Raw genomic sequence first — 14,336 nt, forward strand, 5'->3', positions numbered from 1 at the left:
GGGCGAGGGCGTTCACCGCCTCGCGGACGCGGGCCAGCAGGGCGGGGTGGCTGCCGATGGGGCCGCCGAGGAGGACGAGTTCGGGGTCGACGACGGCGCAGACCGTGGCGATGGCCTCGCCGATGGTGCGGCCCTCCTGTTCGATGACGGCACGGGCCTCCGTGTCGCCCTCCTCGGCGAAACGGAAGATCTCGCGGGCGACGGCGATGGAGTCGAGGCTGTCGTCCGGCGGTAGGAGCCGCGGGCGGAATCCGGCCGCGCACAGGCTGACCCCGGCATCTTGACGTGTCCATTTCCGTCATCAAACATCGTTGAGCCCGACTGCTTCTGATCGGTTCTGTTCGCCTCTGTGTTGTGGAAGGGAGTGCCGTGTCCAGCCGACATCGCCTCATCCGGGCGTTGGCACCAACCGTCACCCTGGTGCTCGGTGCGGGTCTCGTCGCCTCGCCCGCCGCCACCGCCGCCACCGCCGACTCTTCGCCGCAGAGCGCGGTCACCGTGCGGATCGACCCGTCCTACCGGCAGCAGCGGTTCGAGGGGTGGGGGACGAGCCTCGTCTGGTTCGCCAACGCCACGGGCGGTTATCCGGATCCCATCCGAAGACGGCTCGCCGACATGCTGTTCGGCGAGGACGGCCTGGGTCTCAACATCGCGCGGTACAACATCGGCGGCGGCAACGCCCCCGATGTCCGCAAGAACTACATGAAGGCGGGCGCGACCATGGAGGGCTTCTGGAAGGCCCCCGAGGGAACCACCCAGAAGGACATGGAGTGGTGGGACCCGAACAATCCCGACCACTGGGACTGGGACGCCGATCCGGGCCAGCGCTGGTGGGTGGACCAGATCAAGGACAAGATCACGCGTTGGGAGGCGTTCAGCAACTCACCGCCCTGGTTCCAGACGGTCAGCGGTTATGTCTCCGGGGGCTTCGACTCCAGCGCGGACCAGATCCGCGCCGACCGGGTCGACGACTTCGCCACCTACCTGGTGCGCGTGACCGAGCGCCTGGAGAAGGAACACGGCATCGAGTTCGACACCATCGCCCCGCTCAACGAGCCCAACACGCCCTACTGGGGCACCCAGCTCGGAGCGGACGGCCAGCCCACGGGCGGGCGCCAGGAAGGCGCGCACGCCGGGCCGGAACTCCAGCAGAAGGTGCTCCTCGCCCTGGACAAGGCGCTCGGCGAGGCGAGGACCGACGCCGAGATCTCCGCGATGGACGAGACCAACCCCACCATCTTCACCCAGAACTGGAACGGCTACGGCGCCCCCGCACGAGCCGCCGTGCCCCAGCTCAACGTGCACACCTACGGCACGGGCATGCGTACCAGCGCACGGGACATCGCCAAGGGCGCGGACAAGAAGCTCTGGATGAGCGAGGTCGAGGGCACCTGGGGCACGGGCACCGACTTCACCAGCATGGAACCGGGGCTCGGGATCGCCACCCGCATGGTCGACGACATGCGCGAACTGGAGCCCTCCGCCTGGGTGTTCTGGCAGCCGGTCGAGGACTCCATCCCCCAGGCCGCTGCGGGCAAGAACTGGGGCAGCATCCACGTCCCGTTCAACTGCACGGCCGAGGACACCCTGGAGACCTGCCCGGTCCGGGCCAACTCCAAGTTCCACACCATCCGGAACTTCACCCACCACATCCGCCCCGGCGACCACTTCGTGAAGGTCGACGATCCCTCGAGCGTCGCGGCCGTCAGGAAGTCCGGCCGCGCGGCGAGCGTCGTGCACGTGAACAGCGGTACGTCCGCGCGCTCCGTGACCCTCGATCTCTCGCGCTTCGGCGAGATCACGAAGAAGGCCACCGTCACCCCCGTCGTGACGAGCGCCGACGGCGCCCTCGTGCGGGGCACGCCGGTCCGGGTGACCGACCGGTCGGCCACGCTCGCCGTCCCCGCGAAGTCGGTCACCACCTTCCTGGTCGACGGCGTCAGCGGGGTGGCGAAGGACGCCGCCCTCGTCCAGTCCGGCCACGTGTACCGGCTGCAGGGTGCACAGAGCGGGAAGTCGTCGGCTCCGTCGGAGGACGGCAGCGGTGTCGTCATCCGTACGACCGACGCCGGCAGTGCGCGGCAGCTGTGGTCCGTCAGGAAGCTCACCTCCGGCACCGGGAACCGGGAGCGCTACGCCCTCACGCACGCCCCGACCGGCAAACGGCTCACGGTGCGCGACAACCAGGCCGTCCTGGAGGACCCGGACGGCGGCCAGGTCGCCGAAGCCGCGCAGTGGATCATGTCGACGACCGGCGACGGCACATGGACGTTCGTCAACGCCGCCACGGGCCGCCTGCTCGATGTCACCGGGCAGTCCACCGCGGACGGCGCCAAGGTGTCGACGTACACCCCGACCTCGGCGGCGAACCAGCGCTGGACCGTGACCGACGAGACGGTGCTGCGCACCGCCACGGTCGAGGCGTTCACCGTGCCCGGCCTGCGGCCGAAGCTCCCGGAGACGGTGACGCCGGTGTTCCGGGACGGCGCTCGCGGCTCCCTGCCCGTGGTGTGGGACCTCCCGTCGGACCGGAAGTGGCGCGAAGCCGGGACGGTACGGGTCCGGGGGTGGGCCACGGATCCGCTCGGGCGGAAGATCGCGGCGAAGGCGGTCGTCACCGTCGACACGATCGCCTCGACCCTCCCCGGCCGTGCCAAGGCCTATGTGGGCGGTGAGCCGGAGCTGCCGGCCACGGTGGTCGGCGTCGGCAGGAACGGCGGCAGGGCCGATCTTCCGGTGACCTGGGACAAGGCGCCCGACGGGGCGTTCGACGCCACCGGGGTCGTGACGCTGCGCGGCACCGCGCAGGTCGTCGGCGGCGGCACGGTCGACGCGTCCGTACGCGTCCAGGTCACCGAACCGGCGTCGGCCAACATCGCGCCCGACGACGATGTCTCGGTGGACGCGACGTTTACCGAGAGCGGGTACTCCGCGGAGCGCCTGCGCAACGGCGACCTGTCGGAGAAGGCGTGGTCCAACTGGAAGCCGGGGAACACCAAGAACCCGTCCGACACCATCACGTTCACCCTGCCGGCCGCACGCGACGTCCACCGGGTCGTGGCGCACTTCCACCGCGACGGGGCCAACGCCTCCTTCCCGGCGAGCCTCAAGGTGCAGGTGCGGAAGACCGCTGACGGGACGTGGTCCGACGCGAGCGACGCCATCGAGGTCGGGACCGAGGGCACGCCGGTGGTCGACGTACCGCTGGAGTCGGGACCGGTGACCGGGGTCCGTGTGGTCATGACGGCACGTCAGGGCGGCTACATCACCCTGAGCGAGATCGAGGTGTACGCCAGGACCCCCGGTGTCTCCTCGGACGCCGCCGCCGCGTCGGTCGAGGTGGCCGGGGTCCCCGTCCCCTCGTTCGACCCCGACACGACCGAGTACCGGGTCGTCACCGACAACCCGAAGCGGAGCACGGTCACGGCCACGGCGCGCGACCCCTACGCCACCGTCGCCGTCGACCGTGCCGACGAGTCCGGCCGGACGGTGGCCGTCGTCTCGGTGACCGGTGAGGACGGCTCGCAGACACGGAAGTACCGGGTCGAACTGGCACGGCGCTGAAGCTCGTCGGGAGGGGGAGCCGCCCTGGTGCGGCTCCCCCTCCGGCGTCTCTCCGGCGCCTCTCCGGCGTCTCCCTCCGGGCCGGTTTTCGGCCACAGTTCTGAACATTTGACCCGATCGCATCACCAAAAAGGCAGGGGGTTAGCATATGAGCGCCGCCTAGCTCGAAAGATAAGACTGTGACTCTCAACGAGGACTCGTTCACCAACTGGAAGACCCGCGAGGAGATCGCGGAGTCGATGATCCCGATGATCGGGAAGCTGCACCGGGAGAGGGACGTCACGGTCCTGCTGCACAGCCGCTCCCTGGTGAACAAGTCGGTGGTCAGCATCCTGAAGACCCACCGGTTCGCCCGTCAGATCGCCGGTGCGGAGCTCTCCGTCACCGAGACGCTGCCGTTCCTGCGGGCGCTCACCACGCTCGACCTCGGTCCCTCCCAGATCGACATCGGCATGCTCGCCGCGACCTACCGGACCGACGACCGCGGTCTGTCCGTGGAGGAGTTCACCGCCGAGGCCGTCGCCGGCGCCACGGGAGCCAACAAGATCGAGCGCGGCGAGGGACGCGACGTCGTCCTCTACGGGTTCGGCCGTATCGGCAGGCTCGTGGCCCGGCTGCTCATCGAGAAGGCGGGCTCCGGCAACGGCCTGCGGCTGCGTGCCATCGTCGTCCGCGGGGGCGGGGGCCGGGCCGCCGAGGATCTCGTCAAGCGGGCCTCGCTGCTGCGCCGTGACTCCATTCACGGCCAGTTCCAGGGCACGATCACCGTCGACGAGGCGAACAGCACGATCGTCGCCAACGGCAACGAGATCAAGGTGATCTACGCCAACGACCCGTCCGAGATCGACTACACGGCGTACGGCATCAAGGACGCCATCCTCATCGACAACACCGGCAAGTGGCGCGACCGCGAGGGCCTGTCGCAGCACCTGCGTCCCGGTGTCGACAAGGTCGTCCTGACCGCTCCGGGCAAGGGCGACGTCCCGAACATCGTCCACGGCGTCAACCACGACACGATCAAGCCGGACGAGCAGATCCTGTCCTGCGCCTCCTGCACCACCAACGCGATCGTCCCGCCGCTGAAGGCGATGGACGACGAGTACGGCGTCCTGCGTGGCCACGTGGAGACCGTCCACTCGTTCACCAACGACCAGAACCTGCTGGACAACTACCACAAGGCCGACCGCCGCGGCCGCTCCGCGCCGCTCAACATGGTCATCACCGAGACGGGTGCCGCCTCCGCCGTGGCCAAGGCGCTGCCCGACCTCAAGGCGCCGATCACCGGCAGCTCGATCCGTGTCCCGGTGCCGGACGTCTCGATCGCGATCCTGAGCCTCAGGCTCGGCCGCGAGACCACGCGCGAGGAGGTCCTCGACCACCTCCGCGATGTCTCGCTGACCTCGCCGCTCAAGCGTCAGATCGACTTCACCACCGCCCCCGACGCCGTCTCCAGCGACTTCATCGGCTCGCGCCACGCCTCGATCATCGACTCGGGCGCCACCAAGGTCGACGGCGACAACGCGATCCTCTACCTCTGGTACGACAACGAGTTCGGCTACTCCTGCCAGGTCATCCGTGTCGTCCAGCACGTCTCCGGGGTGGAGTACCCCACCTACCCGGCGCCGGAGGCCTGATTCCCGAAAGTCTCGGGGGCCGTTCGTACGGCGGGCAACCGCAGGTGCGTACGGCCCCCGAGTGCTCTGCCCGGCGTCGGCAGGCCGGTCGCCGGCCGGCTCGCTACCGGCATCCGCGCGGTCGGTGCCGGGGTCGGGGCGAACGGGTGCCGCCACAGGCCCCGGGCGGCCAGGCGCGGTTCGGAGAGGGCGTGACAGGGACCCTTGAGCCTGGCTCGTGACGACCCGGAACTCCCGGGCCCGCGCCCGGCACACCCTCCACCGTGGACGGCCCACCCGCACGAACCCGTGTGAGCCCGATCGGGTTCCGTCGAAAGCGTGACTTCGGCGACGGCCGTACCGCGCGGCTGTCCGCACGGCCCCACGCGGCTGATTCGGCGCGGACGTCATCGGGAACGGATCACCGCCCCACCCGTAGGAGGACTTCATGGGGCTCACTCCGCCGGCGGTCCGGTGCCGCTTCGAGTTCAGTGACCGTCTCGACTTCGACCCGGTCCTGGCGGACCTGGCGGCGCGGGGTCCGGTCACCCGGATCCGGCTGCCGTACGGAAGCGGTGAGGCCTGGCTGGTCACGACCTTCGACGCCGTACGGCAGGTAACGACCGATCACCGGTTCAGCCGGGCGGCCGTCGTCGGCCGGGACTACCCGCGGATGACCCCGGAGCCCATCGTCTCGCCCGAGTCGGTCAACGTGATGGACCCGCCGGCCTCCACCCGGCTGCGCCACGCGGCGACGCAGGCCTTCACCAAGGAGCGGGTCGCCCTGATGCGCCCGGCCATCGACCGGGTCGTCGAGGGGCTCCTGGACGAGATGGAGGAGCACGGCTCCCCCGCCGACCTGGTCACGCATCTGTCGGATCCGCTGCCGCAGCACATCATCTGCGAGTTGCTGGCCGTGCCCCCGAAGGACCGGAACGAGCTGCTGCTGCTCACCCGGCACCTGCTGGTCACCACTTTGGACGGGCGTGCGGCGGCAGCCAGGGCGAAGGCTCGTCTGCGCTCCTATTTCGCGAGCCTGATCGCCGAGCGCCGCCGGACGCCCGGTGACGACGTTCTCACCGCCCTGGCGACCGCCCCCGCCGAGGACGGCACGGCCCCGCTCTCGGACGACGAACTCGCCGTCCTGGCCGTCACCCTCATCCTCAGCGGCAACGACACCGCCACCTGCCAGATCAGCAATCTGACCTACACCCTGCTGACCGGCCCCGCGTCCCTGCTGGAGGCCGCCCGGCGCCCGGCGGACCTGCCGCGGGTCATCGACGAGCTGTTGCGCTTCATCCCGTTCCGCAAGGGTGTGGGCATCCCGCGCGTGGCCCTGGAGGACGTCGAGGTCGCCGGCACCCTCATCCCCGCGGGGGACTACGTGCACGTCTCCTACCTGACGGCCAACCGCGATCCTGACGTCTTCCCGGCCCCGGACTCCCTCGACGCCGACCGGCCCCGGCACGCCCACATGACGTTCGGCTGGGGAGGGCACCACTGCGTCGCCGCCCCGCTGGCCACGGCCCAACTGCACAGCGCCGTCGGGGGCCTCCTCGCCCGCTTCCCCGGACTGCGGCCGGCCGTACCCGCCGACGAGCTCCGCTGGGACACCCGGACCATCCGCCGCTTCCCCCTCGCCCTTCCTCTGGCCTGGTGAGCATGCCGTACACGGTGTCCGACATGGAGGTCCTGGTCGTCGGCGCCGGGCCGTCCGGACTCACCCTCGCCTGCGACCTGGTACGGCGCGGTGTGCGGACCCACGTCATCGAGGCGGCCCACCAGCTGTTCGCCGGTTCGCGGGGCAAGGGGATCCAGCCGCGTACCCAGGAGACCTTCGACGACCTCGGCGTCATGGAGACGCTGCGCGCCGCCGGTGGTCCCTTTCCGCCCATGCGGACCTGGCGGGACGGCCGGCACCGCGAGGCGTGGAAGCTGATCGAGCCCGATCCGCAGGCGCCGGTCTCCCGTTATCCCGAGCCGTGGATGGTTCCGCAGTGGCGTACCCAGGAGATCCTGAAGGACCGTCTGCTCGGTCTGGGCGGGACGGTGCGGTTCGGGGCCCGGCTCGTGTCCCTGCGTCAGACGGACCAGCGTGTACAGGCCGAGTTGGCGCATGCCGACGGCCGTCACGAGACGCTGACCGTGCCGTATCTGGTCGGTGCCGACGGTGGTCGCAGCACCGTGCGCGAGGCCCTCGGCATCGCCATGAGGGGCGAGGAGGGCGGTCTGCGTCCGGCCGTGGTGGCGGACGTGCGCGTTCGGGGCCTGGACCGCGGCCACTGGCACGTCTGGCCGGACGCCCCGGGCGGTTCGCTGCTGCTGTGCCCGCTTCCCGGGACCGACGACTTCCAGCTCAGCGCCCGGATCGACGGCCCGGACGCCGCCGCCACCGCGCAGACGGTACGGGACATGATCGCCGCCCGTACCCATCTGCCCGCCGACGCCGTCACCGATGTGCCGTGGATGTCCTACTACAAGCCGCGTACGGGGCTGGCCGAACGTTTCCGTGAGGGCCGGGTGTTCCTCGTCGGAGACGCCGCCCACGTCCACCCGCCCGGCGGCGGGCAGGGGCTCAACATCGGCGTCCAGGACGCCTACAACCTGGGGTGGAAGCTGGGGCAGGTGGTGCGCCACCGTGCTCCGGCCGAGCTGCTGGACAGTTACGAGGCCGAGCGCCGGCCCGTCGCCGCCCACGTCCTGGAGCTCAGTGCGCGGCTGTACCGGGCCGGCCGCCGTCCTGAGGGAGCGGACCGGCAGGCACGCCATCGCGGGCGGGTCAGCCATCTGCTGTCGGTGCACTACCGCGACAGTCCCCTGAGCAGCGACACACGAGAGCGGCTGTCCCCCACCGCCGCCCGGGCGGGCGACCGCGCACCCGACCTGCCCTGCGTCACGGTGGGCGGGGACGGTCCGCGACCGTTGTCCGAGCTGCTGAGAGGCCCGCAGTTCACCCTGCTGGCCGTGGACTGCGAGCCGACCCGGGTGCCGACGGGCGCCCACGTCCACCGAGTGACCGACAGCCCGCTCGCCGAGGAGCTGGGAAGGGGCTTGTTCCTGCTCCGGCCCGACGGTCACATCGGCCTGGCGACCCGGGACTCCGCGCACCTCACCCGGTATCTGGCGAAGGTGGGACTGCGGGTGGGACTGCGGGGAACCCCGGCGTAGGCGCAGATGGGTGGTGGGCGTCGCACGGACGACGCCCACCACTTCCTCAACGGTGCCTCAGCACCTGTCCCATCGGTGCTTCAGGCTTCCGGACTCAGCTGCACTTGCGTCCGGTGTTGATGCACTGGACCGCCTTCTTCATCGTCTGCTCGTTGAAGACGTTGATGAAGTCGTCGTGGTCGGTGATCGGCTTGTGCGCCTGCTCGGGGAAGCCGTCCACGGCGAAGAACGGACGGGTCTTGCCGCCGTCCTTCACGCTGGGCGCGTCCACGTCGTACACCAGGCGGTGCACCAGCTGCGGGATGGCCTTGAAGCCGCTCGGGCAGTTGCCGCCCGCGTCGGCGAAGGCCACGTGCGTACGGTGGTTGGCACTGTCGATGTTCGCGCCGTCCCAGCAGCTCTGGTACTTGAAGGTCCGCACCACGTCACTGCCCGACGGGCAGAGCGGATACTTGTCCTTCAGCTGCACCTTGTTCTCGAAGCCGGTGCAGCTCCAGGAGGCGTTGGCGTTGGCCGGGCCGTTGGTGAACGCCTTGGCGTCACCGGTGATGATGCGCAGGAACTTCGGCATCGCCACGACCTTGCCGCGCGGGCTGCCGACGAAGGTCAGGGTGGACGACCGGGCCGTCAGGATGCGGCCCACGTTGCCCTCGGCGCCGCCGCCCAGCTTGTCCGCGTCGAACTCCTTGGTGCCGTCCTGCAGACGCAGCACGGGCCAGTAGTAGGACGACTTGTCGCCCTGGTTCTGGCAGCTGGTCCTGGCCTTGGCGAAGTCCTGGTCGGTGGCGAAGGCGTCGTTGGACTGGTTGCCGACGTAGTCGTGCACGTGGTGCGCGCCGTTGGTGACACCGGGCGCCACGATGACGTTGTCGGAGTTGTAGAGCTTGTTCTTGTTCACCCCGCACTTGGTGGTGAACGTGCCCTTGGACGCGCCCGCCGACCGGCGCGGCGTGCTCACGTTGGGCTGGACCTTGGTGATGTCCACGAAGTCGGCGGCCACGGGACCGCTGGTGGCCTGCCCGGCGTTGCCGTTGGCGCCACCCTGGTTGTTGCCGCCCTGGTTGCCGCCACCCTGGTTGTTGCCGGCCTGCCCGGCGTTGGTGTTGTTGCCGGTGGTGCTCAGCTTGCAGGCGGCCAGTGCGTCGAGGCCCTGCGGCTTGGTGCCCACACGGCCGATGGCGATGGCGATCCGGTCGATCGTCGCCTTCCGCTTGTCCTTCAGCGGGCCCACGATCGCGTTCTGTGCGAAGTTGGCGTCCTGCTGGATGGCCCGCTGGGACGTGGAGAGGCGCTGGTAGGCCTCGGAGATCTGCTTGTCGAGCAGCGCGAGTTCCTTGTCCACCTGAGCCCTGGCCTGGGCGGGGACCGACTTCAGCTGCTGGCCGACATCGGGGCAGTCGATGGTGGACGCTCCCGCCGCCTGGTTCTGGGCGGAGGCCTTCGTGTTGGTCTCACCGGCCGAGGCGTAGATGTTGGCCGCCACGATGCCACCGGCCCCCATGGCCACTGCGGCCACGCCGCCCACCACCCGGACGGTGGTGTTCGATCTCTTTCGCGAGTTGCGTCTCATCATGCCTCTCTGACACATCTTCGGAGCCGGTAGGGCTGGCCGGGTAAGGGCGAAGCTCTCTCCGATACGTATGTCAGCGCCGGATGTTCAGCGAATTCACAGATTCGTGGTTTCCTCCAACCGCAAAGCGGGCATTGGTAGTTGACTCGGCCGGAGGGCCGGGCAATCGCCGATACCGGGTGATATCAGGGGTGTACGCGGGGGTCGTCGGCCCCCGTCAGCCCTGCTCGGCCCTGCTCAGCCCGTGAACCTCGCGCCCTCCGTACCCTCCGCGGCCTCGGTGACCTCCGTGACCTCCGTGACCTCCGTGAGGAAGTCGATGAGCGCCGTGTTCACCTCGTCCGGCCGTTCCTGCTGGGTCCAGTGGCCGCAGCCGGGCAGCATGACGGGCCTACCCACGAGGCGGGGCATCAACTCGGGAAGCCTCTCGATGAGTTCCAGCGCACCGGGGAAGTTCGGGACGACGTCCTTGTCGCCGTACACGTACAAGGCGGGCCGGCTGACGACCGTGCCGTGCCAGGGAGCGGTCAGCTCCCAGTTGCGGTCGATGTTGCGGTACCAGTTGAGCGCACCCGTGAAGCCCTCCGTGAAACTCTCGGCGAAGACGTCGAGGTCCTCTTCGGTGAGCCAGTCCGGAAGCTCCTGCGGGTCCGGCATGCCGTCGAGCCAGCCCTGCCCCGGCTCGACCAGCGGCTGCCTGTCACCGCCGGCCCTGCGGCCCTCGCCGGAGGCGGCGTACAGGACCCTCCGCAGGGTGGTGCGTGCGTCGCGGCCCAGCTCGGCGTCGGCGACGCCGGGCCGGGCGAAGTAGTTCCAGTAGAACCGTCCGCCGAACCTGTCCTCCATGGCGGCCAGCGGTGGCCGCCCGCCCCGGAACGGCGGAGGAACGCTGAGCCCGGCGACGCCACGCACGATGTCGGGCCGCAGCAGTGCGGTGTGCCAGGCCACCGGGGCGCCCCAGTCGTGCCCGACGACGAACGCCCGCTCCTCCCCCAGCGCGTGGACGAGGCCGACCACATCGCCGACCAGGTGCAGGATGCTGTAGGCGTCGGCGCGCTCCGGGTGGTCGCTGCGCCCGTATCCGCGCTGGTCGGGGGCGACGACCCGGTAGCCCGCGGCGGCCAGCGGGCCGAACTGGTGGCGCCAGGAGTACCAGCACTCGGGAAAACCGTGCAGCAGCACGACGAGGGGGCCCTCGCCCCTCTCCGCGACATGGAGCCGGATGCCGTTCACGTCAACCACGCGATGAGCGGTCATCCTTGAAGGATACGTTTTGTCCCCTCTGCGCCGCCGAGGGCCCCCAGCCGTACGACGGGCCGTCAGCGCATGCCGAACTGGGCCCGGCCGGGCTGGTCGACGTTCGGCCTGATGGCGATACCGGTGTCGGTGAGCGTCTGGCCGTGGATGTCGGTGACACGGATGTCGGAGCCGCAGCCGGTGCCGTCCTCCGAGACGAAGTAGTTCCATTCGCGGCGCGGCAGTTGGCGCCAGGTGGAGCCGGTGCGGACCTCCAGGGTGGCGACGGGGTTGCGGTGGTTGCGCACCTGGATGCCGCACCACCACTGTGTGGAGCCTTCCTTGTAGCGGTAGGCGACCGTCCCGCCGATGTCCGGGCTCACCAGCTTCCAGGTGATCGGCACCCGGCCGGCCACGGGGTCGGCGATACGGGCGAAGGCGCGTTCGCCCAGGTCGATGTCTCCGGGCCCGCACTCCGGGCAGCGGTCGACGATCTTCACCGTGATCTCGCCCCGGGGGCCTTTGACCTGGAGGTACGCCCCGCACATCCGGGAGGTCTCGTAGTCGGTGTGGTTGAGGGCCGCGATGCCGATGTCGCCGGTGGCGTCGTACAGGCAGTTTCCGACGCCGGTCGCGCCGTAGAAGGTGCCCTCGCCGGAGTAGGTGGTGCCGGGCTGGACGGAGGCGTGTGCCGGTGACGCCGTCGCGCACAGGAGGGCTGTGGCGACACCGGGAAGAGTGAGGGGCCTGGTACGCATGCGGGTGCCTTTCGAGGACGGTGGGGCGTGCTCGGGCGACCGCGATCCTGGCACCGGCGAAAGATCACTTGAAAGTGCAATTACAGCCATGGCTCCGGGGCTCTCACGGGGCCGGAAGTCGTCCGTGGAAACCCCCGCCCCGTTGAGGAGTCGGCGCATCGCCGGTTTCACTGCCCTGCCCTGCGGCGTCCCGCCGCCGCGCGCCGCACGACGGCCATCACCGGCGAGCATGTCCACTGGCTGCTCGACGAGGTCGCCGGGACGCCGGTCGCGGAATACCGCATCGAGTACCTGGCCGAGCTGTGGCAGTTCGCGCCGGAGCGCGACGGCGACGGTCTGTGCCGGGGCCAGGTCTCCCGCCCACCGGGGTGAGCAGCTCTCGGCCGCCGCGGGCTCCGGCACCGAGGTGGTCCGGCTCGACGGGACCACGGGCACCAGCAGTGTGGCGACTCGGGCCCGGCCGAGCGGAACGGGCGACCGACCTGATCCCGGAAGCGGTCGGTGGCCTGCCGGGCACCTGTCCGGCGGGCCGGCGGGGCACACACTCCGACAGCCCCTGTTTCAGCAGGGGTCCCGCCACACGTCGAGTTCCGGCCGCTTCACCATCGACGACAGTTTCAGCCGGCGGGCCTCGGCGCAGAAGCTGCTTCTCGGCTCCGTGTACTCCACGTGGAACACCGCCTTGCCCGCCTCGATGAACGGGGTGAGCTCCCCGCACTCGTCGTACTGCGCGCACTCCTCGTTGACCGCGAAGTCGAAGTCGTCGAGGAGCTGGGGGATCTGCGGGAGGTCGTTCTTCAGCCCCACCGACAGTCCGCGCTCGTGGGCGATGTCCGCGATCATCCGGTTGTACCTGAGCTGGTGGCGGGCGGTGAGCGGGAAGCCCGTGTCGTTGTCGTAGCCCTCGACCAGATCGGGCTCGACCGCGTCGAAGCCCTTGTCGCGGCACATGTCGAAGCGACGTTCCATGATGGGCCGCAGGACGGAGATCTGCCGGATGTCCAGCCATCGCTCGCCCTCCCAGCCGTTGGGCTCGCCGAGCACCGAGCGCGGGAAGGCGTCCTTGTCGGGCCGGAAGTCCTCCCAGGCGCCGACGTTGATGTAGCAGATGACCTTGCGGCCGTCGCGGTGCAGACGGGCCACGTCCGCCTTGGAGTTCTCGAAGCCGTCGATGTCGTAGACGGGCACGTCGACGGAGGGGTCGGCCTTCTCGTCCAGTTGCCACTGCCAGGCCAGGCCGGGGCGGGGTTTCCACAGGGCGTCGGCGGCTCGCTCCGTACCGGTGGTACCGGAACAGGCGGCCGACACCGAAGCCGCCAGCGCGGCCATCAGGGTCGCGCAGGCGCGTGCCGTTTTCCTCATCGCTCCGTTCCGGTCAGCGCGGGCGTCAACTGGGCCCAGGGGTTGGGTGGTTCGCCCGTCACCGGACCGCATGCGCCCGCACCCCGCTCGTGCGCGGTACGGACGGCGAGCGGTACGAGCGCCTCGGGTACACCGTAGACCAGGTGGCCATCGGCCGGTTTCCGCCCGGCGGCGGGCGGGCACCGTACGCGCCGCAGACCCCTTCCGTTCCCGGCTCACGGACGATTCGAGGGACCCTGGTGACACGATGCGGATGACCTGTGTCCTCGCCGTCCTGGTGGGTGCGAACCTGCTCAACAACTGGCTCGCGCCGGGCGCCTACGTGCTCACCTGCGTGACCGCGGCCGTGGCGCTGCTGCTGATCGCCCGCTGGGACGGCCTCACCCGCGCCGACCTGGGGCTCGACGCGCCCGGCCTGCGCCGAGGGCTGCGCTGGGCACCGGTCCTGGCGGGGGGCGTTCTCGCCGTCTTCCTGCTCGCCCTGGCGGTACCGGCCACCAGGGAGGCGTTCCAGGACGAACGCGCCGCGAGCCTCTCCGCCGGACAGCTGCTGTGGCAGGTACTGGTCCGTGTGCCGTTCGGCACCGTACTGCTGGAGGAGACCGCCTTCCGCGGTGTCCTGTGGGCCATGATCCGGCGCCGTCACGGTACGGCCTGGGCCACCGCCGTCTCGTCGGCGCTGTTCGGCCTCTGGCACGTACTGCCCTCTCGGGGCCTGACCCGGGCCAACGCCGCCGTGGGGGCTCTCGGCACGGGCTCCGCGCTCACGGTCGCCGCAGCCGTCGCCGGCACCGCCGTCGCGGGTGTCGGCTTCTGCGAGCTGCGGCGCCGGTCCGGCAGCCTGGTGGCGCCTGCGGCACTGCACTGGGCTCTGAACGGTCTCGGCTATGTGCTGGCCTGGGCCGCGCCGTGGAGGAGAGGCGGAGGATAGGGACAAGTCAGGGGGGCGCGGAAAGGGCGGTTCGCGTGCCTGCAGTGGCGCCCCGGACGGCCGTATGCTGGTGTTGGCGGGTCAACGTCCCCGGAATGACGGGTCGTTGGCACACAGCCGATCAGTCAGCGATC

The 14,336-nt window shown here is 70.3% G+C and carries 10 protein-coding genes and 1 pseudogene; 5 read left to right on the forward strand and 6 right to left on the reverse strand.

The genetic code is table 11. The features are described from left to right. The coding region (locus FNH04_RS49395) for an ROK family protein (RefSeq protein WP_152783872.1) at positions 1-265 on the reverse strand (265 nt) is incomplete at its 3' end. A 104-nt stretch (positions 266-369) separates the two neighbouring features. Here FNH04_RS49395 and FNH04_RS13575 point away from each other — a divergent pair. The 4 genes from FNH04_RS13575 (at position 370) to FNH04_RS13590 (ending at position 8,345) form a co-directional block, all read left to right on the forward strand. Further along, positions 370-3,564: a glycoside hydrolase gene (locus tag FNH04_RS13575; RefSeq protein ID WP_322723010.1), complete on the forward strand. Its 3,195-nt coding sequence runs from the start codon at positions 370-372 to the stop codon at positions 3,562-3,564. A gap of 179 nt (positions 3,565-3,743) precedes the next feature. Next, positions 3,744-5,198, forward strand: coding sequence for a glyceraldehyde-3-phosphate dehydrogenase (locus tag FNH04_RS13580; protein ID WP_322723011.1), 1,455 nt, complete (start codon positions 3,744-3,746; stop codon positions 5,196-5,198). A gap of 427 nt (positions 5,199-5,625) precedes the next feature. Further along, positions 5,626-6,837 carry a cytochrome P450 gene (locus FNH04_RS13585; RefSeq protein ID WP_152783838.1) on the forward strand — a complete coding sequence of 404 codons (1,212 nt, stop codon included), beginning with the start codon at positions 5,626-5,628 and terminating at the stop codon, positions 6,835-6,837. A 2-nt stretch (positions 6,838-6,839) separates the two neighbouring features. Further along, the gene (locus FNH04_RS13590) at positions 6,840-8,345 is read left to right on the forward strand and encodes an FAD-dependent monooxygenase (protein WP_152783841.1); all 1,506 of its coding nucleotides are present in this window, start codon (positions 6,840-6,842) and stop codon (positions 8,343-8,345) included. A gap of 94 nt (positions 8,346-8,439) precedes the next feature. On the opposite strand, the gene FNH04_RS13595 is transcribed toward FNH04_RS13590, so the two are convergent. The 5 genes and pseudogenes from FNH04_RS13595 to FNH04_RS49620 form a co-directional block, all read right to left on the reverse strand. Next, entirely contained in the window at positions 8,440-9,915 is a 1,476-nt protein-coding gene (locus tag FNH04_RS13595; RefSeq protein WP_152783843.1) for a DUF1996 domain-containing protein, read from the reverse strand. A 237-nt stretch (positions 9,916-10,152) separates the two neighbouring features. Next, positions 10,153-11,172: an alpha/beta fold hydrolase gene (locus FNH04_RS13600; RefSeq protein WP_152783845.1), complete on the reverse strand. Its 1,020-nt coding sequence runs from the start codon at positions 11,170-11,172 to the stop codon at positions 10,153-10,155. Between the two features lie 62 nt (positions 11,173-11,234). Further along, complete coding sequence (locus FNH04_RS13605) at positions 11,235-11,909, reverse strand: expansin EXLX1 family cellulose-binding protein (protein ID WP_152783847.1); 675 nt, start codon at positions 11,907-11,909, stop codon at positions 11,235-11,237. Positions 11,910-12,470: 561 nt separating this feature from the next. After that, on the reverse strand, positions 12,471-13,271 hold the full coding sequence (locus FNH04_RS13610) for an endo alpha-1,4 polygalactosaminidase (protein WP_152783849.1): 801 nt from the start codon (positions 13,269-13,271) through the stop codon (positions 12,471-12,473). Next, positions 13,268-13,417 (reverse strand): annotated as a pseudogene (locus tag FNH04_RS49620) (spherulation-specific family 4 protein); the annotation flags it as partial. The gene FNH04_RS13610 and the pseudogene FNH04_RS49620, both read right to left, overlap by 4 nt. A 101-nt stretch (positions 13,418-13,518) precedes the next feature. Between FNH04_RS49620 and FNH04_RS13615 the strand changes: the two are divergent. Beyond that, positions 13,519-14,202 carry a CPBP family intramembrane glutamic endopeptidase gene (locus FNH04_RS13615; RefSeq protein WP_152783851.1) on the forward strand — a complete coding sequence of 228 codons (684 nt, stop codon included), beginning with the start codon at positions 13,519-13,521 and terminating at the stop codon, positions 14,200-14,202. Positions 14,203-14,336 lie beyond the last annotated feature (134 nt).

Source organism: Streptomyces phyllanthi, from assembly GCF_009377205.1.
Lineage (GTDB): Bacteria > Actinomycetota > Actinomycetes > Streptomycetales > Streptomycetaceae > Streptomyces > Streptomyces phyllanthi.